Origin of the sequence: Pseudonocardia sp. NPDC049635 (assembly GCF_040659795.1) — a bacterium.
Classification (GTDB): domain Bacteria; phylum Actinomycetota; class Actinomycetes; order Mycobacteriales; family Pseudonocardiaceae; genus Pseudonocardia.
On the sequence record NZ_JBFAON010000002.1, the window covers coordinates 19,484 to 38,032 of the forward strand.

The 18,549-nt window shown below is 72.3% G+C and carries 26 protein-coding genes and 3 tRNA genes; 21 read left to right on the plus strand and 8 right to left on the minus strand.

The features are described from left to right. Positions 1 to 16: 16 nt before the first annotated feature. The gene (gene tenA / locus AB0J24_RS02735; RefSeq protein ID WP_358674452.1) at positions 17 to 685 is read right to left on the minus strand and encodes a thiaminase II; all 669 of its coding nucleotides are present in this window, start codon (positions 683 to 685) and stop codon (positions 17 to 19) included. A gap of 237 nt (positions 686 to 922) precedes the next feature. Between tenA and AB0J24_RS02740 the strand changes: the two genes are divergently transcribed. After that, the gene (locus AB0J24_RS02740; protein ID WP_358674455.1) at positions 923 to 1,144 is read left to right on the plus strand and encodes a hypothetical protein; all 222 of its coding nucleotides are present in this window, start codon (positions 923 to 925) and stop codon (positions 1,142 to 1,144) included. A gap of 12 nt (positions 1,145 to 1,156) precedes the next feature. Here the strand turns inward: AB0J24_RS02740 and AB0J24_RS02745 are convergent, their stop codons facing one another. The 3 genes from AB0J24_RS02745 to AB0J24_RS02755 form a co-directional block, all read right to left on the minus strand. Continuing rightward, the gene (locus AB0J24_RS02745; protein ID WP_358674458.1) at positions 1,157 to 1,315 is read right to left on the minus strand and encodes a hypothetical protein; all 159 of its coding nucleotides are present in this window, start codon (positions 1,313 to 1,315) and stop codon (positions 1,157 to 1,159) included. A gap of 903 nt (positions 1,316 to 2,218) precedes the next feature. Next, the gene (rpmF, locus tag AB0J24_RS02750; RefSeq protein WP_358674461.1) at positions 2,219 to 2,389 is read right to left on the minus strand and encodes a 50S ribosomal protein L32; all 171 of its coding nucleotides are present in this window, start codon (positions 2,387 to 2,389) and stop codon (positions 2,219 to 2,221) included. Further along, positions 2,389 to 3,627, minus strand: a complete 1,239-nt coding sequence (locus AB0J24_RS02755) for a GTP-binding protein (protein WP_358674464.1) — start codon at positions 3,625 to 3,627, stop codon at positions 2,389 to 2,391. The genes rpmF and AB0J24_RS02755 overlap by 1 nt, the downstream gene beginning before the upstream one ends. 80 nt (positions 3,628 to 3,707) lie before the next feature. Here AB0J24_RS02755 and rpmG (AB0J24_RS02760) point away from each other — a divergent pair, with 80 nt between their 5' ends. The 14 genes from rpmG (AB0J24_RS02760) (at position 3,708) to rplA (ending at position 9,125) form a co-directional block, all read left to right on the plus strand. After that, on the plus strand, positions 3,708 to 3,875 hold the full coding sequence (rpmG, locus tag AB0J24_RS02760; protein ID WP_358674467.1) for a 50S ribosomal protein L33: 168 nt from the start codon (positions 3,708 to 3,710) through the stop codon (positions 3,873 to 3,875). Then, entirely contained in the window at positions 3,876 to 4,118 is a 243-nt protein-coding gene (gene rpsR / locus AB0J24_RS02765) for a 30S ribosomal protein S18 (protein ID WP_358674470.1), read from the plus strand. Between the two features lie 4 nt (positions 4,119 to 4,122). After that, complete coding sequence (gene rpmB / locus AB0J24_RS02770) at positions 4,123 to 4,359, plus strand: 50S ribosomal protein L28 (protein WP_358674473.1); 237 nt, start codon at positions 4,123 to 4,125, stop codon at positions 4,357 to 4,359. Next, positions 4,359 to 4,664: a 30S ribosomal protein S14 gene (gene rpsN / locus AB0J24_RS02775; RefSeq protein ID WP_358674476.1), complete on the plus strand. Its 306-nt coding sequence runs from the start codon at positions 4,359 to 4,361 to the stop codon at positions 4,662 to 4,664. The genes rpmB and rpsN overlap by 1 nt, the downstream gene beginning before the upstream one ends. 124 nt (positions 4,665 to 4,788) lie before the next feature. After that, a tRNA-Thr gene (locus AB0J24_RS02780) sits at positions 4,789 to 4,861 on the plus strand. A 41-nt stretch (positions 4,862 to 4,902) separates the two neighbouring features. Beyond that, positions 4,903 to 4,975 (plus strand) — tRNA-Met (locus tag AB0J24_RS02785). 60 nt (positions 4,976 to 5,035) lie between these two features. Further along, entirely contained in the window at positions 5,036 to 5,203 is a 168-nt protein-coding gene (rpmG, locus tag AB0J24_RS02790) for a 50S ribosomal protein L33 (protein ID WP_020623293.1), read from the plus strand. Between the two features lie 5 nt (positions 5,204 to 5,208). After that, positions 5,209 to 5,658 carry a MaoC family dehydratase N-terminal domain-containing protein gene (locus AB0J24_RS02795; RefSeq protein WP_358674478.1) on the plus strand — a complete coding sequence of 150 codons (450 nt, stop codon included), beginning with the start codon at positions 5,209 to 5,211 and terminating at the stop codon, positions 5,656 to 5,658. Further along, complete coding sequence (locus AB0J24_RS02800; protein WP_358674481.1) at positions 5,655 to 6,104, plus strand: MaoC/PaaZ C-terminal domain-containing protein; 450 nt, start codon at positions 5,655 to 5,657, stop codon at positions 6,102 to 6,104. Before AB0J24_RS02795 ends, AB0J24_RS02800 begins: the two co-directional genes overlap by 4 nt. A gap of 109 nt (positions 6,105 to 6,213) precedes the next feature. Beyond that, positions 6,214 to 6,289 (plus strand) — tRNA-Trp (locus AB0J24_RS02805). A 135-nt stretch (positions 6,290 to 6,424) separates the two neighbouring features. Next, positions 6,425 to 6,787 (plus strand): preprotein translocase subunit SecE, encoded by a 363-nt coding sequence (secE, locus tag AB0J24_RS02810; protein WP_358674484.1) that lies wholly within the window; start codon positions 6,425 to 6,427, stop codon positions 6,785 to 6,787. Positions 6,788 to 6,847: 60 nt separating this feature from the next. Then, the gene (gene nusG / locus AB0J24_RS02815; RefSeq protein WP_358674487.1) at positions 6,848 to 7,804 is read left to right on the plus strand and encodes a transcription termination/antitermination protein NusG; all 957 of its coding nucleotides are present in this window, start codon (positions 6,848 to 6,850) and stop codon (positions 7,802 to 7,804) included. Positions 7,805 to 7,875: 71 nt separating this feature from the next. Beyond that, the gene (gene rplK, locus AB0J24_RS02820; protein ID WP_358674490.1) at positions 7,876 to 8,310 is read left to right on the plus strand and encodes a 50S ribosomal protein L11; all 435 of its coding nucleotides are present in this window, start codon (positions 7,876 to 7,878) and stop codon (positions 8,308 to 8,310) included. An 89-nt stretch (positions 8,311 to 8,399) separates the two neighbouring features. Beyond that, positions 8,400 to 9,125, plus strand: a complete 726-nt coding sequence (gene rplA / locus AB0J24_RS02825) for a 50S ribosomal protein L1 (protein ID WP_358674493.1) — start codon at positions 8,400 to 8,402, stop codon at positions 9,123 to 9,125. A gap of 66 nt (positions 9,126 to 9,191) precedes the next feature. Here rplA and AB0J24_RS02830 read toward each other — a convergent pair whose 3' ends face one another. The 4 genes from AB0J24_RS02830 to AB0J24_RS02845 all read right to left on the minus strand — a co-directional run bounded on the left by AB0J24_RS02830 (position 9,192) and on the right by AB0J24_RS02845 (position 11,961). Further along, a complete protein-coding gene (locus AB0J24_RS02830) occupies positions 9,192 to 10,292 on the minus strand; it encodes a CaiB/BaiF CoA-transferase family protein (RefSeq protein WP_358674496.1) in 1,101 nt (366 codons plus the stop codon). Between the two features lie 55 nt (positions 10,293 to 10,347). Then, a complete protein-coding gene (locus AB0J24_RS02835) occupies positions 10,348 to 10,638 on the minus strand; it encodes a hypothetical protein (RefSeq protein ID WP_358674499.1) in 291 nt (96 codons plus the stop codon). A gap of 132 nt (positions 10,639 to 10,770) precedes the next feature. Next, positions 10,771 to 11,184 carry a sterol carrier protein gene (locus AB0J24_RS02840; RefSeq protein WP_358674501.1) on the minus strand — a complete coding sequence of 138 codons (414 nt, stop codon included), beginning with the start codon at positions 11,182 to 11,184 and terminating at the stop codon, positions 10,771 to 10,773. Positions 11,185 to 11,313: 129 nt separating this feature from the next. Next, positions 11,314 to 11,961 carry a response regulator transcription factor gene (locus tag AB0J24_RS02845; protein WP_358674503.1) on the minus strand — a complete coding sequence of 216 codons (648 nt, stop codon included), beginning with the start codon at positions 11,959 to 11,961 and terminating at the stop codon, positions 11,314 to 11,316. Between the two features lie 82 nt (positions 11,962 to 12,043). On the opposite strand from AB0J24_RS02845, the gene AB0J24_RS02850 reads away from it, so the two are divergent. The 6 genes from AB0J24_RS02850 (at position 12,044) to AB0J24_RS02875 (ending at position 18,546) form a co-directional block, all read left to right on the plus strand. After that, positions 12,044 to 13,357 (plus strand): HAMP domain-containing sensor histidine kinase, encoded by a 1,314-nt coding sequence (locus AB0J24_RS02850; protein WP_358674506.1) that lies wholly within the window; start codon positions 12,044 to 12,046, stop codon positions 13,355 to 13,357. 80 nt (positions 13,358 to 13,437) lie between these two features. Next, on the plus strand, positions 13,438 to 14,547 hold the full coding sequence (locus AB0J24_RS02855) for an NDMA-dependent alcohol dehydrogenase (protein ID WP_358674509.1): 1,110 nt from the start codon (positions 13,438 to 13,440) through the stop codon (positions 14,545 to 14,547). A gap of 79 nt (positions 14,548 to 14,626) precedes the next feature. Next, positions 14,627 to 15,556 carry an oxygenase MpaB family protein gene (locus tag AB0J24_RS02860; RefSeq protein ID WP_358674512.1) on the plus strand — a complete coding sequence of 310 codons (930 nt, stop codon included), beginning with the start codon at positions 14,627 to 14,629 and terminating at the stop codon, positions 15,554 to 15,556. Positions 15,557 to 15,749: 193 nt separating this feature from the next. Continuing rightward, the gene (locus AB0J24_RS02865; RefSeq protein WP_358674515.1) at positions 15,750 to 16,340 is read left to right on the plus strand and encodes a TetR/AcrR family transcriptional regulator; all 591 of its coding nucleotides are present in this window, start codon (positions 15,750 to 15,752) and stop codon (positions 16,338 to 16,340) included. A 308-nt stretch (positions 16,341 to 16,648) separates the two neighbouring features. Continuing rightward, entirely contained in the window at positions 16,649 to 17,770 is a 1,122-nt protein-coding gene (locus tag AB0J24_RS02870; protein WP_358674518.1) for an ATP-binding cassette domain-containing protein, read from the plus strand. Continuing rightward, the gene (locus AB0J24_RS02875) at positions 17,767 to 18,546 is read left to right on the plus strand and encodes an ABC transporter permease (protein ID WP_358674521.1); all 780 of its coding nucleotides are present in this window, start codon (positions 17,767 to 17,769) and stop codon (positions 18,544 to 18,546) included. Before AB0J24_RS02870 ends, AB0J24_RS02875 begins: the two co-directional genes overlap by 4 nt. The last annotated feature ends 3 nt before the right edge of the window (positions 18,547 to 18,549 follow it).

Here is an 18,549-nt window from a genome sequence, read left to right on the forward strand (position 1 = left end):
CCCACCGGTCGCGCCGTCACACCGGCCAGGTCTCCCGGCGGTACGCACCGTCCCAGAACATCCACTCGTAGCGCGAGGTCGTCGTGAAGTGCGCCCGCATGCGGTCCAGCTCGGTGTCCGAGACGGTCGCGCCGAGCCGGTCGGTCGCGTCCAGCACGGCGTCGACGACGGCCCGGAACTCCTCGCCGGAGTACATGTCGATCCAGCGCTGGTAGAGCGGGTCCGGGGAACCGGACCCGACCAGGTGCTCGCCGACCTTCGCGTAGATCCAGTAGCAGGGCAGTACGGCGGCGACGCCCTCGGCGTACGAGCCGCCGTGCGCCGCGGCCAGGATGTAGCTGACGTAGGCGCTGGTGGCCGGCGCGACCGGCGTCGTCCTGGCCTGCTCGGAGGTCAGGCCGAGCCCGCCGAGCAGATCGGTGTGCAGCTCACGCTCGGCGGCGATCGCGCCCGCGGCGTGCTCGGCGAACATGACGGTGTCGTCGTCGTCCGGGGCCTTCGCCGCGCACACCGTGAGGGCCTTGGCGTAGCCGCGCAGGTAGTGCGCGTCCTGGACGATGTAGTGCCGGAACGCCTCGTGCGGCAGCGATCCGTCGGTCAGCCCGGTGACGAACGGGTGCGCCAGGATCTTCTCGTGGATGGTCTCGACGTCCGACCAGAGCAGGTCACGTGTGCGGTGCGCCATGGCGATCACCGTAGTGGCGGTACGGGGCCGCGGGCGGCTGCCCGCGGCCCGGGACCGCACCGTGGAAGTCCCGGTTACACCTGGTCGACGGAGCGTTCACGAGGTGGTGACACACCGGTGAGACGCTGCGCACTTCGAGGCGGCGAACGGCGGCGGGCCCGTCACCATGGAACGAGGCGGGCGGCTCAGCGCGGAGAGCGCGCCGACGTCAAGTCCCCCTATCGCGGAGGTGAGGGCATGAGCGCACCGGCGCCCATGGAGCACCACGAGAAGATGCGGATGCGGGCCGCCGCGTTCCGGGCCACCCGGATCTACCCGGGTCCGGTCGGCGAGCTGATCTCCCGGGAGCTGCTCTCCTGGGAGGACTTCGGGTACCGCCTCGGCGGGAACCGCCTGGTGATGGATCTGGTCGACGACGTGCTGAAGTCGCAGCCGGCGACACGGTCCGACGCGGCCTGATCCCGCGGGCGCTCAGCGCAGCGTGCTGTCGGCGACCTCGGCTGCCGGGCCGGTCGGCGGCTCCCCGTCGGCCAGCCCGGCGAGGGCGGCGGCCAGCACCACCATCGCGGCCAGTGTGGTCAGGCTGCCCAGCCGCGCGGCCGCGGTGAAGACGCGTGCCGCCGTGCTCACCTCGACGCGGTGGTGCGCGGGCAGGCCCCTGCGGTCCTCGACCGGTGACGGGGTCGGCCGCACCGTGCCGCTCTGCCCGGGTGCAGCCGGCCCGCCCGGCCGCCCGCCCGCCGTGGGGTGCGGGTGCGCGGGCCGGGGGCCGGGACGCGCACCGGACGGAGACGGCGCCGGGCGCGGAGCCGGCAGGCCGGGACCCGCCGGCGCTGCCGGAGCCGGTCGGCGGGGACCCGCCGGGGCCGCACCGTCGCGCTGCCGGACCGGTGGACGGGGGCCCTGCGGCGGCGCACCGTCGCGCCGCTGGGCCGGTGGACGGGGGCCCTGCGGCGGCGCACCGTCGCGCCGCTGGGCCGGCAGGCCGGGGCCCGCCGGAGCCGCGCCGCCGCGCCGCGGAGCCGGGACGACCGACCCGCGTGTGAGGTCCAGGTGCCGGACGTCGCCCTCGGGCAGGGCGCGGGGCCCGGCCTGAGCGGAGCCGCCGACGGGGCGGCGCGGGCTCGGGATGCGGACGGCGGGCGCGGACATGACGATCACCACGATCTCGGGGGAGTCGATACGGGGTCTTCGGGATCCGGTGCGCGCCGCCGGTTCCTGCTTCTGCCCGTCTTGTCGTGTCGAACACTCACCCTGTTATCCGGTGACGGGTTACGCCAATCGTTGGAGTGAGTGCTCCACTCGTCAGGTGGAGCGAAACACCCGTACGCCGCCCGAGGTGTCACGCACCGTCGCTGCCCGTCACCCTGCTGTCCGCGTCCGCCGGTGCCGGGACGGCCGATCGGGCCGGCATCGCATCGGCCCGTGCCGGGTCCCGCCCCCGGCCGACCCATGATCCCTGTTTCGGGAGTTCCGGGGCCCCGATGCGCGCACCGGGGTTCCCGAAACGCGGATCATCGTCTGTCCGGCTTCTCAGGTGGGCGGTGGCAACAACCCGCGGCGGTAGGCCGCCACCAGGTTGCGCGGGACGAGGTGCCGCCCGCCCGCGAGGGTGATCGGCACCAGGTCCGGAGCCTGCGCCTTCCACTGCGACCGGCGGTGCCGGGTGTTCGCGCGCGACATCCGCCGCTTGGGGACTGCCATCAGCTCTCTCCTTCTCGTTCGATCCCGACGGTCGGGTCGTTCCGGACGGGTTCGGCGCAGGGTTCGTCGTGCGTCCAGCCGAACGGGTCCGCCAGCCCGGCCCACGCGGCCTCGCCGGCCGCGACCTCCGCGTCGGAGAGCAGCGCACCGCGCAGTGCCGCGTCGATCTCGTCCGGATCCGCGCCGTGGCAGAGCACGACGAGATCCTGGGCCCGGTCCCCCCAGCGCGGGTGCCAGGCCATCGCGGCCATCGCCCGTCGCTGGTCGCCCGCCTCGGCCCACGCCTGTTCGTCCGCGCCGTCCAGCCAGGTCCCGGCGTGCCCGATCCGCAGTCCGCCGCCCGCGCTCTCCAGCCACAGCACGGCGTCCGGCCGGGTGGCGAGCCAGATCCGGCCACGCGTCCGCACGACGCCGTCGAGCAGGCTGTCGAGGGCCTCGTGCAGGCGGTCGGGATGGAAGGGGCGGCGGGCCGAGAACAGCAGCGTCCGGACGTCGTCGGCGGCGTCCAGCGGTGGTGTCCCGCGCAGCAGCGGGTCGTGCACCCCGCCGGGGACCCCGCGCCGGGCCTGCTCCCCGAGGCCGTCGCAGAACAACCGGTGGTCACCGCCGGCGGCGAGCAGCCGCGGCGCGGTCGGGGCGAGGCGGTCGAGCACCGCCGCGGTCCGCCGGTCGGTGGCGTCCCGGCCCTGCAGCGTCCGGGTGGTCACGATCACGTCGGCGAACTCCGCCTGACCGACGGCGAGCTGGGCCACGGTGCGCTCGTCGTCGGGCAGTGTGTTCGGGCCGCGCTCGGACAGCGTCGCGTCCCCGGTGGCGTCGTCGAGCCAGCCGTCCGGATCGATCACCGTCACCACGCCCCGCAGATCGAGCAGGTCGGTGATCGGGCAGGGCTGCCCGTCCTCGGGCTCGAGCAGCACCGAGCCGAGCGCCCAGCAGACCGGCTCCGGCTCCAGTCGTGGGTCCAGGTGCAGCACGACCCGGGCCACGTGTCCCGCCAGTCGCGCCAGGGTCGGCAACACGTCCTCGCGGATGGTGCAGCTCACGCAGCCGTGGGCCAGTTCCAGCACGGTGCGCTCGTCGCGGTGCCCGGTCCGCAGCCGCCGGTGCACCCGGCCCCGGGCGAGGTGTCTCAGGTCGTGGTGCAGCACGACCAGGTCGGGATCGAGCTCCCCCATCCGGGCGATCGTCTGCTCGGTCCCGTCGTGCGACGTGCCGCACAACACCACCAGCTCGGTCATGCCTTCCTCCCGGGTCGACGTGGTCGCGGTCCGGTGTAGCGTAAACGAAAACGATTCCCATTGTTGGAGAGGAGGGTCCGATGGCCAGGTCGACGGACGTCCGGCCGATCGTGAAGCTGCGGTCCACGGCGGGCACCGGCACGACGTACGTCACGCGCAAGAACCGCCGCAACGATCCGGACCGGCTGGTGCTGCGCAAGTACGACCCGAAGGTCCGCAGGCACGTCGAGTTCAAGGAGGAGCGCTGAATGAGGAGCGCGAACAAGTCGCTGCGCGCACCGCGGCGCAAGCCCAACCCGCTGCACGCCCGCGGGATCGAGCACGTGGACTGGAAGGACGCGGCGCTGCTGCGCACGTTCGTCTCCGACCGCGGCAAGATCCGCGCCCGCCGGGTCACCGGCCTCACCGGGCAGCAGCAGCGCCGGGTCGCCGTCGCGATCCGCAACGCACGGGAGATGGCGCTGCTGCCCTACCCGAACGCGGGGCGGTGAGCCCGTGTCCCGTCGCTGCGACCTGACCGGGCGCGAGCCCTGCTTCGGCAAGAACGTCTCGCACTCGCACCGCCGCACCAGCCGGCGGTTCGATCCCAACGTGGCGCAGAAGCGCTACTGGTACCCGGCCGGCCGTCGCTGGGTGCGGCTGCGGCTCTCCGCGAAAGGCATCAGGACGGTGGACCGGATCGGTGTCGACGCCGCCGTCGAGCGGATCCGTGCGCGTGGGGGCCGCGTCTGATGGCCACCACCGGGCAGATCGCCAAGAACGAGCGGCGCAAGCGGATCGTCGCGCGCTACGCCGAGCGTCGCGCCGAGCTGAAGGCCGTTCTCGCGCGGCCGTCGGCGAGTGACGAGGAGAAGGCCGCCGCCGCGGCCGAGCTCCGGCGCCAGCCGCGGGACGCCAGCGCGACCCGGGTGCGCAACCGCGACTCGGTGGACGGGCGCCCACGCGGGCACCTGCGCAAGTTCGGGGTCTCGCGGGTGCGGTTGCGCGCGCTGGCGCACGACGGCGCGCTCCCCGGGGTGCGCAAGTCCAGCTGGTAGCTGGGCTCCCACCTGCAGGAAACCGGTTCCGGGGCCCCCGCTGCGGGGCCCCGGAACGGGTGTGTAAAGTTGGTCGGGCCGGTGAGCGGGGAGGGCGAAAGCCCTTCGCGTACCGGCGGTACCGGCCCCCTTAGCTCAGTCGGCAGAGCGTCTCCATGGTAAGGAGAAGGTCTACGGTTCGATTCCGTAAGGGGGCTCTGGAAGTCGCCTCGCCGTGGCACGGCGAGGCTTCTTTCATGACGGTGTAGCTCAGTCGGTAGAGCAAGCGGCTCATAATCGCTGTGTCGCCGGTTCGAGTCCGGCCATCGTCACCGAGTGCCGACGTGACACGTCGGCGTACGACACGGAACACCTGCTGGGAGGCACCCGCGATGGCCAAGGCCACGGACGTGCGGCCGAAGATCACTCTGGCCTGCGAGGAGTGCAAGCACCGCAACTACATCACCAAGAAGAACCGGCGGAACGACCCGGACCGGCTCGAGATCAAGAAGTTCTGCCCGAACTGCGGCACCCACCGGGCGCACCGCGAGACCCGCTGACCCTGGTGGTCGACCAGTCCTGGGTCGGGCGCGCGCTCGCCCCGGTCGGGCCGTACCAGGTCGGCCGGGAGAAGATCCGCGAGTTCGCCGTCGCCATCGGCGACGGCGATCCGCTGTTCCACGATCTCGCCGCCGCCCGCGCCGCCGGCCATCCGGATCTGCTCGCCCCGCCCACGTTCGCGGTGTGCTTCACGATGCCGGTGATCGAGGCGTTCCTGAAGGACCCGGCCCTCGGCTGGGACTACACCCGCATGGTGCACGGCGACCAGCGCATCTCCTTCCACCGGCCGGTCCGCGCCGGTGACGAGCTGACCACGGTCGTGCACGTCGACGAGCTGCGCACCCGGGCCGGCAACCACATGCTGACCCTGCGCTGCGAGGTCGCCGACGCCACGGGCGAGCCGGTGGTGACCACGCATTCGATGCTGGTCAGCCCGGCCGGGGAGGACGCGTGAGCACCCCGCTGACGCCCGGGTCCGCCGCCGCGGTCGCCAAGGGCGACGCTCTGCCCTCGTTCGAGGTGCGGCTGACCCGGGGTGATCTGGTCCGCTACGCGGGCGCCTCCGGCGACTTCAACCCGATCCACTGGAGCGACCGGGTGGCCGGAGTCGCCGGGCTGCCCGGTGTGATCGCGCACGGGATGCTGTCGATGGCGCTGGCCGGCCGGGTGCTGACGGCCTGGACCGGTGATCCGGCGGCGGTGCGCAGCTACGGCACCCGGTTCACCCGGCCCGTCGTGGTGCCCGACGACGACGCCGGCGCTGTCGTCGAGCTCGGCGGCACGGTCGCCGAGGTGCGTGAGCAGGACGGCGTGCGGGTCGCGGTGGTCGACCTCACGGCGGTCTTCGACGGCCGGACGGTCCTCGGCCGGGCCCGCGCCGAGGTCGTTCTGCCCCACTAGGACCCGGGGTGCGGGCCGCCTGCGGGGGGTGCCGTACACTCGGTCACGCCGGGCGCACCGGATGATCGGTCGCGCCCGTCCCGCCGCCCTCAGGGGTGGTTCGGGGCATAGGGGTGTAGCTCAATTGGCAGAGCAGCGGTCTCCAAAACCGCAGGTTGCAGGTTCAAGTCCTGTCACCCCTGCCACGACGCCGCAGATCGCCGGACCGTCCGGTGGTGCGGCCGACGGCACGGACGACGAAGCAGAGCAGGTTCTCTCACACGGAGGACGTGACCGACGGCGGGCGGAGGCCCGCCGCATGCGGAGGGCGAGGAGGGCTCGTGAGCGACGAGCACGAGTCGGAGCGGCCCGGGCGGGAGCGCCCGAGCAACGCAGCCGACCGTCGTGGACGACGGGCCTCCGGAGGGTCCGGTGCGGAGGGCACCCCGTCCAAGGGGCGGGCGACGCCGTCGCGCGCCGCGGCGGCGGCCACCAAGGAGAAGAAGGTCTCGCCGATCGGCCGGGTGGTCCGGTTCCTGCGCGAGGTCGTCGCCGAGCTCCGCAAGGTCATCTGGCCGAACCGCTCCCAGATGGTCAAGTACACCATCGCCGTTCTGATCTTCGTGTCGTTCATGGTGGCCCTGGTGTTCCTGCTCGACTCGGCGTTCGCCGAGGGCGTCGCGTTCCTGTTCGGCAGGGACTGACACGAGCGGTGGACCGGACCGGCCGGTGACGACCGACATCGATAAGGAAGCGAGTAGGACGTGACCTCCGACAGCAACGCGTACGGCGAGACGGCCGACCAGGCCGCGCTCGACGCGGTCGCCGAGCAGGCGGCCGACGAGACGCTGCCCGAGCAGTCCGTCCAGGACGCCGACATCGAGGCGGCGCACGGCGACGACACGGCCTCCGGTGACTACACCGAGGCCGACGACGACTCGACCGCCGGCGCGGCCGCCGAGTCGATCGCCGGCGAGGGCGGCGAGTCGGCCACCGGTGCGGGCGCCGACTCGACCACCGGTGAGGACACCGACGGGCCGGCAGCGGCCGGCGAGGCGGGCGAGGACGAGACGGGCGAGCCCGCCGAGGAGGTCGACCCGGCCGAGGAGCTGCGTGCAGCGCTGCGCCGGGCCCCCGGTGACTGGTACGTCGTGCACTCCTACGCCGGCTACGAGAACAAGGTGAAGTCCAACCTCGAGACCCGGGCGCAGACCCTGGACGTCGAGGACTACATCTTCCAGGTCGAGGTGCCCACCGAGGAGGTCACCGAGATCAAGAACGGGCAGCGCAAGAAGGTCCAGCGCAAGGTGCTGCCCGGCTACATCCTGGTCCGGATGGAACTCAACGACCAGTCCTGGGGCGCGGTGCGGAACACCCCGGGCGTCACCGGATTCGTCGGTGCGACGTCCAAGCCGTCGCCGCTGTCCATCAACGAGGTCGTGAAGTTCCTGCTGCCCAAGACCGAGGCCCCGGAGAAGAAGGCCGAGGCCGGCAAGGCCGGTGCCGCCTCCGGTGGCTCCACCTCGGGCAGCGGGGCCCCGGCCGTCGAGGTCGACTTCGAGGTCGGCGAGTCGGTCACCGTCATGGACGGGCCGTTCGCGACGCTCCCGGCGAGCATCAGCGAGGTCAACGTCGACGCCCAGAAGCTCAAGGTGCTGGTCTCGATCTTCGGCCGGGAGACTCCGGTCGAGCTCGGGTTCAACCAGGTCTCCAAGATCTGACGCACCTTGTGAGAAACGTCCGTGGCATGGCAGGGCCGCGCGGCGTGCACATCGATCACTGAGGAACGGACATGCCCCCCAAGAAGCGGAAGCTCTCCGCGATCATCAAGCTCCAGATCCAGGCCGGCGCCGCGACGCCCGCCCCGCCGGTCGGGCCCGCGCTGGGCCAGCACGGCGTGAACATCATGGAGTTCTGCAAGGCCTACAACGCGGCCACCGAGGCCCAGCGCGGCAACGTCGTGCCGGTCGAGATCTCGGTGTACGAGGACCGCTCGTTCACCTTCGAGCTGAAGACCCCGCCGGCGGCCAAGCTGCTGCTCAAGGCGGCGGGTGTCGACAAGGGTTCCGGCGAGCCGCACAAGACGAAGGTCGCGACGGTCACCCGGGCCCAGGTCCGCGAGATCGCCGAGACCAAGTTCCAGGACCTGAACGCCAACGACCTGGACCAGGCGACGAAGATCATCGCCGGGACCGCGCGGTCGATGGGCATCACGGTCGAGGGCTGAGAACGGCCCGCCACACACTTTCCGTACGCGTGGGAGAGCCGGGCGCGGCTCGGACCACGACCTGACCTCATACAAGGAGACGAGGACAGATGGCACAGCGCAGCAAGGCCTACCGCGAGGCCGCCGCGAAGATCGACGCGGACCGCCTCTACTCGCCGCTCGCCGCGGCGGCCCTGGCCAAGGAGACCTCCAGCAAGAACACCGACGCGACCGTCGAGGTCGCGCTCCGGCTGGGCGTCGACCCCCGCAAGGCGGACCAGATGGTCCGCGGGACCGTGAACCTGCCGCACGGTACCGGCAAGACCGCCCGGGTGATCGTGTTCGCCACCGGTGACAAGGCCGCCGAGGCCGAGGCCGCCGGCGCCGACGCCGTGGGCTCCGAGGACCTCATCGAGCGCATCCAGGGCGGGTGGCTCGACTTCGACGCCGCCATCGCGACCCCGGACCAGATGGCGAAGGTCGGACGGATCGCCCGCATCCTCGGCCCGCGTGGCCTGATGCCGAACCCGAAGACCGGCACCGTCACCCCGGACGTCACCAAGGCGATCAACGAGATCAAGGGCGGAAAGGTCAACTTCCGGGTCGACAAGCAGGCCAACCTGCACCTCGTCATCGGCAAGGCCTCGTTCGACACCGAGAAGCTGGTCGAGAACTACGGCGCCGCCCTGGACGAGATCCTGCGGCTCAAGCCGTCCGCCGCCAAGGGACGGTACGTCAAGAAGGTCACCGTCTCGACGACGACCGGCCCCGGCATCCCGGTGGACCCGAACCGCACCCGGAACCTGCTGGCTCCGGACACGGAGGAGCAGGACTGACCTGCTGCCCCACGGCCACGAGGCCCCCGGCTCCGACCTCGGAGCCGGGGGCGTCGCCGTGTCGGATCAGGACCAGTCGGCGAGGACGCCGTCGACGTCCTCCGGGCCGGTGCCGCGGGTCGCGGTCTCGGTGCCGGTACGGGAGAAGCGCGGCGCCGGCGCGGCCTGGCGGACCCCGTCGGCGGTGACGACGGTGTTGCGCGCGACCAGGTGCGGGTTCGCGGCGGCTTCCTCGAACGACAGCACGGGCGTGGTGCAGGCGTCGGTGTGCTCGAACACGGCGGCCCACTCGTCGCGCGGCTTCGAGGCGAACACCTCGGTGAACCGGGCGCGCATCGCCGGCCAGCCGGCCCGGTCGTACTGGTCGCCGATCTCCTCGGCGCTCACCTCGAGGCCGGCGAGCAGCTGCGCGAAGAACTGCGGCTCCAGCGCGCCGACCGCCATGTGGCCGCCGTCGGCGCACTCGTAGGTGTCGTAGAAGGGTGCGTGCCCGTCGAGCAGGTTCACGCCACGCTCGTCGACCCAGGCGCCCTGGGCGAGGAAACCCCAGAACATCTGGTTCAGCACGCTGACGCCGTCCACCATCGCGGCGTCGACGACCTGCCCCGTACCGGAGGCTCGGGCCTCCCACAGCGCGGCGAGGACGCCGACGACGAGCAGCATCGAGCCGCCGCCGAAGTCACCCACCAGGTTCAACGGTGGCACCGGCCGCTCCCCGGCACGGCCGATCGCGTGCAGCGCGCCGGTCAACGAGATGTAGTTGATGTCGTGCCCGGCGCGCGGCGCCATCGGGCCGTCCTGGCCCCAGCCGGTCATCCGGCCGTACACCAGGCGCGGGTTGCGGGCGTGGCAGTCCTCCGGGCCGACCCCCAGACGCTCGGTGACGCCCGGCCGGTAGCCCTCCAGGAGCACGTCGGCCTTCTCCACCAGGCGCAGCACGGTCTCCCGTCCCGCCGCGGTCTTCAGGTCGGCGGCGACCGTGCGACGGCCGCGGACGGTGGGATCGGGCACCGTGCCGGAGCCGATCTGCAACCCGCCCGACGGGCGGTCGATCCGCACCACGTCGGCGCCGAGATCACCGAGGATCATCGCCGCGTGTGGTCCCGGGCCGATCCCGGCGAGCTCGATCACCCTCAGTCCGGCCAGCGGACCCTTGCCCCGTGTCACCGGCGGCCTCCCCGTTGCTCTGCGTGTACCGGGGACGATAACCGCCGTCGCGCGGCTACTCGTAGTCCCAGACGTCCTTGCCCAGGTCGCGGACCGGATGGTCCCTGCTGTCCCGTTCCTGGATGGTGTAGGTGTAGCGGCCGTGCTGCCAGCCGTCGCGGCGGGCGACCTCCAGCAGGCAGGCCTCGGCCCAGTCGTGCCACTCGTCGAACCCCTCGGGGAGCGGTTCGGGAACGTCGCACTCGATCTCGCTGATCGGGTGCAGGACGCCGCGCAGCGGTTGCCACATCTGGACGTCCAGCCAGATGCTCTCGGGCCCCGCGTCGCCGGTCGTCGCACTGGCCATCATCGAACCTCCGGGAGCCGGGTCCGGCCGTGCCGAAGCACGGCCGCCGATCCTCGGGACCGGATCGGCAGTATCACCGGGGAGTACCCGGGATGGTTCGTACGGACGCGCGACGACCACCCGATCAGGTGATCATCGGGCGACCAGAAGGTCCTGACGGCCCTCGGCCTCCAGCTTCTGCCGGTAGGGGCCGAAGAGCCGCTTCGCGGTCGGCAGGAGCTTCAGCAGCTTCGACACCGGTCCTTTCGCACGGACCTCGCCCTTGGCCATCGCGACCGGGAGCACCACGTTGCCCAGCCAGAAGCGGTTGCCGGTGTCGGCGGACATGAACAGCTCGATGTTCGGCGCCGGACCGTTGCCCGCCCCGGTGTGGATCTCGGAGTTGGGCATGTCGACGGTGAGCACGGCGTCCGGGTCGGTGTAGGTGATGCGCAGGACGATCCCGGTCGGCGCCAGCTTGGCGACCAGGTCCGGGTCCTCTAGACCGAGCCGGAAGACCCCGCCCAGGTACTCGTAGACCTCGGCCTCGTCGGCGAACACGGCCATCAGCGCCTCCTCGCGAGATGTTCGGCGGTCGGACCGCCGTTCGGCGCCGGCGAGTCTGCCCGGTGATCGACCGGTGCCGCGCCCCGCCACCGGGCCAGCGCTGGCCCGCACGGGCCCGGCCGGGCCCGCTCAGTCGAGCAGCCCGCAGCGGCCGGCCAGCGCGGCCGCCTCGATCCGGTTCGCGGCTCCGAGCTTGTGCAGCAGCGAGGCGATCATCCGTTTGGCGGTCCGTTCGCTCACCAGCAGCGGCCGCGCGATGTCGGCGGTCTCCAGACCGCGGGCGAGCAGCGTCCACAGTTCGATGTCCCGTTCGCCCAGCCGGTCGAGCAGCCCGTCGGCGGTCCGGTCGGCGGCGGTGAGCAGCGCGTCCAGCAGTTCCGCCCGGAGCACCCGGACCCCGGCGGCGATGGCGAGCAGAGGCGCCACCAGCACCTCGGGATCGGCCGACTTGCCGAGATAACCCTCCGCGCCGGCACGCATCGCGGCCGCGGCGAGATCCAGGTCCTCGGTGCCGGACAGGGCCAGGACCCGGGTCCGGGGGTAGGCCGCCTTGATCCGGCGGATCGTCTCCACCCCGCCCAGCGGGGGCAGCGCCAGGTCGACGATCGCGATGCCGGCGTCGTGCCGGCCGACGAGGGCGACGGCCTCCTCGCCCGCGGTGGTCGATCCCGCGACCCGGAACGAGTCGCCCGCCCGGGACTCGAGCAGTAGCGCCAGCCCCTGGGAGAACAGGGCGTGATCGTCCACGATGACGACGACGTGCGGCTCGGCGGGCACGGCGGCGAGCCTAGTGTGGTCGTCGCCGACCATCCCGGGTGGCGCCGGGGACGACGTCTCCGGTAGGGAGCGGGCCGCCGCGATGATCAGCCGAACCGCACCGGACGGTCCGCCGACCGATCTCGTGGCCGAGCTCCCGGAGCGCACGGCCGAGGAGCGCGCGGCGGTCGTGCTGCGGTTGTGCGTGGTGGCCGCCGCGGTGCTGCTGCTGGCGTTCCGGCCGGAGGCGGCGCGCGCCGGGACCGCGGTCGCCGCCGCCCTGATCGGGTTGGCCGCGGTGTACTCGGTGGCGCTCGCCGCGGCCGCGGTCCGCCGCGGCGCGCTGCCCGTCCGTCCGGCGGTGCTCACCGGTGTCGACGGCGCGCTCGCCGTGGTCGCGGTGGGGCTGACCGGCGGGGTGCACAGCCCGATGGTGGCGGCGCTGCCGCTGGTGGTCATCGCGATCGCACTGCGCGGCGGCCCGCGGGTCGGGCGGGTCGCCGCACTGGTGCTCGGGGTCGCCCTCGGCGCGGCCGGCCTGCTGGGTTCGGACCCGGCGGTGCCGGTCACCGAGCGGATCTTCCTCGGCGTGTGGTGGACCGGCTTCCTGTTCGGGACCGCGGTGCTGGTCGGGGTCCTGGTCCGGCTGCTGGAACGACAGCTCGTCGACATCGCGACCACCCGGGCCCGCGCGGAGAGCGAGCACGAGCGCTACCTGTCGGAGCGGGCGCTGCGTGACCGGCTGGTGTCCCAGAGCCGGGCCCGGCTCGACGGCGCCCGGGTGGTGCTGCACGAGTTCCGCACGCCGGTGGCGTCGCTGTCCGCGCTGTCGGCCGATCTCGCCGCGGAGCGGCTCACCGGTGACGCCCGCCGGACCGCGGCGCGGCTGCTCGCCGACCACGCGTCGCACCTGCAGGACATGCTGGACGGGCTGGCCGATCTCGCCGTCGCCGACGGCAGTCCGCTGGGCCGGGACCGGCCGCGGCGGGTTCCGCTGGCGGATCTGGCCGCGGGTGTCCTCGACGCCGCCGGTGTCGCCGTGCACCGGCGCCGGCCGATCGTCCCGGTGCCGGGGGCCGCCGTGCACTGTGATCCGCAACGGCTGCGCCGGCTGCTCACCAACCTGGCCGAGAACGCGGCCCGGCACAGCGGGGACGAACCGGTCGAGCTGTACCTGGCCCATGACGGCGGGATCCTGACCGCGGAGGTACGCGACCGCGGCCCCGGCCTGCCGCCGGGCCAGGAGGGGGTGGTGACGGCGAAGGGCGTGGCGCTGGGGGAGCGGCGCGGCACCGCCGGTCTGGGACTGTGGATCGCCGAGGCGCTCGCCTCCGCGATGGACGGTGAGCTGAGCCTGCTCCCGCGCGACGGTGGCGGTCTGGTCGCCCGGCTCATCCTGCCGCTGCCCGCCGCCTGAGCCGGTGTGGCACCCGGGGGCCACGGCTGGCGCGGACGGCGGGTGCCCCGCTGCACCGGAACGGGCCAGGATCGTCCGCCATGCGGACGACGGCAGCGGTGCTGTGGGAACCGGGCGGCAAGTGGGAGATCGAGGAGCTCGACCTCGACCCGCCGAACGCCGGTGAGGTGCTGGTCGAGCTCACGGCGTCGGGCCTGTGCCACTCCGACGAGCACCTGGTGACCGGGGACCTGCCCGCCGTGCTGCCGATGGTCGGCGGGCACGAGGGCGCCGGCCGGGTGATCGAGGTCGGGCCCGGGGTCACCGAGGTCGAGGTCGGCGACCCGGTCGTGATGACCTTCCTGCCCTCCTGCGGACGCTGTCCGTACTGCTCGAGAGGCCTGCCGAACCTGTGCAACGACGGCGCGGGCGCCACGCTCGGGCCGCAGCTCGACGGCACGTACCGCTTCCACGGCTCGGACGGCACCGACATCGGGCAGATGTGCCTGCTCGGCACGTTCGCCCGGCACACCGTGGTCCCGGTGAAGTCGGTCGTGAAGATCGACGAGGGGTTCCCGCTGGACCTGGCCGCGCTGGTCGGCTGCGGGGTCACCACCGGCTTCGGTTCCGCGGTGCGCACCGCCGAGCTGCGGGCCGGTGACACGGCCGTGGTCGTGGGTGTCGGTGGGATCGGCGCGAACGCGGTGCAGGGGGCGCGGATCGCCGGCTGCCGGTACGTCGTCGCGGTCGACCCGGTCGAGTACAAGCGTGAGCGCGCGCTCGAGCTCGGCGCCACGCACGTCGCGGCGAGCGTCGACCAGGCGTGGGAGACGGTCAGCGAGCTGACCCGCGGGCAGCTAGCGGACGCCGCGATCCTCTGCACCGGGGTGGCCGCGGGCGCCGAGCTGCAGCCGGCGCTGCAGCTCGTCGGCAAGCGCGGACGGGTCGTCGTCACCGCGCTGGCGAACGCCGACGAGGAGACGGCCACGTTGTCCCTGCTGGACCTGACGCTCTACGAGAAGCAGATCCGCGGCGCCCTGTTCGGTAGCTCGGCCGCCCAGCACGACGTGCCGCGGTTGCTGGAGATGCACAACCTGGGGCAGCTCAAGCTGCGCGAGCTGATCACCCGCGAGTACTCCCTCGACCAGGTCAACGAGGGTTACGAGGACATGCGGGCGGGGCGCAACATCAGGGGTCTCATCCGGTACTGATCCGACGGCACCGAACAGACGGCACCGAACAGACGGCACCGAACAGACGGCACCGAACAGACGGCGAAGGGGCCGCACGTTGCGCATCACCACCCCGGGCATCCGGGTCCGGCCGGACCGCTACGACCGGCGCGACGAGCTGGCCGCGCTGGATCCGGCCACCGAGTACGTGGAGATCTACCGGGCGCTGTCCGGGCTGGAGTTCCCGTGGGACATCCAGCAGGCGCTCTCGATGGCGCTGTTCCGGACCTACGCGGTCCCGTCGATCGGCCGGCTCCTGGCCGGGACCGGCGAGTTCACCGAGCGCACCCAGAAGCGCTACGACGACACCGGGCTGATCCTGGAGACGGTGCTGACGAACGGCTTCGAGCACGCCGAGGGCCGGGCGGCGATCCGCCGGATGAACCAGATACACCGTTCCTACGACATCTCGAACGACGACCTGCGCTACGTCCTGTGCACCTTCGTCGTGGTGCCGCTGCGCTGGGTGCAGCGCTGGGGATGGCGCAGGCACACCGAGGTCGAGAAGGTCGCGACCGCGAACTACTACCGCGAGCTCGGCCGGCGCATGGGGATCCGGGACGTGCCCGGGACCTGGCAGGACTTCGAGGCCCTGCTCGACGCCTACGAGGCCGAGCACTTCGGGTACGACCCGGGTGGCCGGGCCGTGGCGGACGCGACCCTGGACCTGGCGATCACGTTCCCGCCCAACGACCGGGTGCCCACGGCGCTGAGCCGGACGTTCCTGCTCGCGCTGCTGGACGAGCCGTTGCTCGACGCTCTCGGCTACCCGTGTCCGCCGGCGCCGGTCCGGGTCGCGGCCGACGCGGCGCTGCGGGCCAGGGCCGCGGTGGTGCGCCGGATGCCGGTACGGACCGAGCCGTTCTCGCTGGAGCGGTCGCCGAGCATCCGCAGTTACCCGGACGGCTACGACGTCCGCGAGCTGGGCACCTTCCCGGCGGGCTGTCCGGTGTCGCACGAGGTGCGCGGGGCCGACCCCGCCCGCTGATCCCGGGCCGGCCGGGCCCGCCCGATCGGGGGTTTCCCGATGTGCGTCCGGCCGTCCGGCTACCGCACGGAACCCGCCGAACATGACATAACGTATGTTATGGATCGGTGGCGGGCTGACCCGACGGACGGGGTGCCGGTCCCGTCCGCGTGGCACCCTTGGCCGCGCGCGGCGGACGAGGGGGGCGAGGTCGGTGGCCAGGCGAGCCGGCGGGCAGATCGCCGCCGAGCAGTACTACGAGACCGCCATGTCGATTCTCGCCCGCGACGGCGCGGCCGGTCTCAAGATCGGCCCGCTCTGTCGCTCGCTCGGTGTGACCAGCGGATCCTTCTACCACCACTTCGGTGGCTGGGCCGGTTTCGTGCGCGGGTTGCTGCAGCACTGGGAGGCCGAGCAGACCGACCGGGTGGTGGAGCTGGCCCGCGCCCGTGTCGATCCGGTCGAGCGGATGACGGTGGTGAAGCGGCTCACCGTCGAGCTGCGACACGACGCCGAGGCGGCGATCCGGGCCTGGGCGCAGATCGACGGCGAGGTCGGCCGGGCGCAGGCCAGGGTCGACCTCCAGCGCCGGCTCGCCCTGGAGCGGGTGATCGCCGACGTCGTGGACGACCGGGCCGACGCGCGCCGGCTCGCGGTGTTCGGTATCTCGCTGATGGCCGGGTTCCAGCAGACCTGCGACCCGCGTGACCGTGATCTGCTCCGGGACCTGTTCGACGACTTCCAGCGGCTGATCCTCAGTCATGCACCCGAGTCGATGCGGGTCGCGGCGCCGCCGATCAGGTGATCATGCGACGGGATGGCGCTCGTCCGATCTCGATCCGGAAACGGTGACGGTCCGGCCGTTCGGCCTAGCAGGCTGGCCGCTCGGGAGTAACTGTTACCCACGGTCCGCTACATTTCGGCGCCGATCTGACGCTCGGTTACCATAACGTACTCTACGGTGTGGTAAAGCCGCGCAGTCTGATCCATACCTCGAGTAACCCCTGTCGTTCCGTCTCGTTGTGCCGTTCAGCACCGTCGAGTGGCCCGCGCTCCCCGCGCCTCCTGGGCTCCCGGTGCTACCGAGCGGTCGATTGCGCAAGGAGGCGGCACGTGACCGGCGTCGAGGTGAAGGTCGAGGGGCTGACGAAGTCCTTCGGTCGGGCCAACATCTGGTCGGACGTGTCGCTGACGCTGCCCCCGGGTGAGGTGTCGGTGCTGCTGGGGCCCTCGGGTACCGGCAAGTCGGTGTTCCTGAAGACGCTGATCGGGCTGCTGAAGCCCGAGCGGGGTTCGATCGTGATCAACGGTGTGGACCTGGTGCGGTGTTCGGAGGCCGAGCTCTACGAGATCCGCAAGCTGTTCGGCGTGCTGTTCCAGGACGGGGCGCTGTTCGGGTCGATGAACCTGGTGGACAACATCGCGTTCCCGTTGCGGGAGCACACCCGCAAGTCCGAGGCCCAGATCCGCGACATCGTGGCGGAGAAGATGGAGATGGTCGGCCTGCAGGGCGCGGAGAACAAGCTGCCCGGGGAGATCTCGGGCGGGATGCGCAAGCGGGCGGGACTGGCGCGGGCGTTGGTGCTGGATCCGGCGATCGTGCTGTTCGACGAGCCGGACTCGGGCCTGGATCCGGTCCGGACGGCGTATCTCAACCAGCTGATCATCGACCTGAACGCGCAGACGGACGCGACGTTCTTGATCGTGACACATGACATCAATTCGGCGCAGACCGTGCCGGACAACATCGGGTTGCTGTATCGCAAGCATCTGGCGATGTTCGGGCCGCGCGAGGTGTTGCTGACCTCGGACGAGCCGGTGGTGGCCCAGTTCCTGAACGGGCGCCGTGAGGGCCCGATCGGGATGAGCGAGGAGAAGGACGCGGCACAGGCGGCGCGGGAGATGGAGGAGGCAGGGGAGCTGCAGGGTCTGCCACCGATGAAGCCGCAGCTGGAGGCGTCGTCGGGGATGCCGGACCGGGCCGCGGTGCACCGGCGCCGCAAGCGGGTGGACGCGATGCTGCACGAGCTGCCCGAGCCCGCCCGGCGGGCGATCCTCGCGTCCCGTGGGGAGGGCCCGACGTCGCAGTGGGCACCGGCGCGCGACGGCAGCACCCACGAGGTGGCGCGGGAGCAGGTCGACACCGACGACCGGCCCACCGACATCCATCCCCGGATCACCGACGACACCCCGGCGCCCCCCGGACGGCACCAGCTCTCCGAGGGCGACCGGTGACCGCGCCCAGCCCGGTCGTGCGTGCGCTCACCCCGGTCGGGAAGTTCATCGGCCTGGGCGTCGAGATCGGCAGGCAGTCGCTGCGCCGCCCGTTCCAGTGGCGTGAGCTGATCGAGCAGATCTGGTTCGTCACGAAGGTCTCCGCGCTGCCGACCGCGCTGTTCACCATCCCCTTCGGCGCGACGATCGCGTTGCTGCTCGGTGAGCTGACCCGTCAGTTCGGCGCCCAGTCCCAGACCGGTGCCGGCGCGGTCCTGGCGATCGTGCAGCAGGCTGCGCCGATCGTCACCGCTCTGCTCATCTCCGGCGCCGGTGGCAGCGCGGTCTGCGCGGACCTGGGCGCGCGGACCATCCGCGAGGAGATCGCCGCGATGGAGGTGCTCGGCATCTCCCCGATCCAGCGCCTGGTCGTGCCGCGGGTGCTCGCGATGGGCCTCTGCGCGGTCGTGCTGAACGGGCTGGCCACCGTCGTCGGCGTGTCCGGCGGCTACTTCTTCAACGTGATCATCCAGGGTGGTTCGCCGGGCGCCTACATCTCCAGCTTCTCGGCGATCGCCCAGGTCTCCGACATCGTCGTGTCCGAGATCAAGGCGTTCCTGTTCGGCATCGTCGCCGGCGTCGTCGCCGCCTACCGCGGCCTCAACCCGCCGCCCGGCGCGAAGGGCGTCGGTGACGCGGTGAACCAGGCCGTGGTCATCTCGTTCGTCCTGGTCTTCCTGATCAACCTCGTCCTCACCGCCCTGTACCTCGAGCTCGTCCCGCCGAAGGGCTTCTGACAC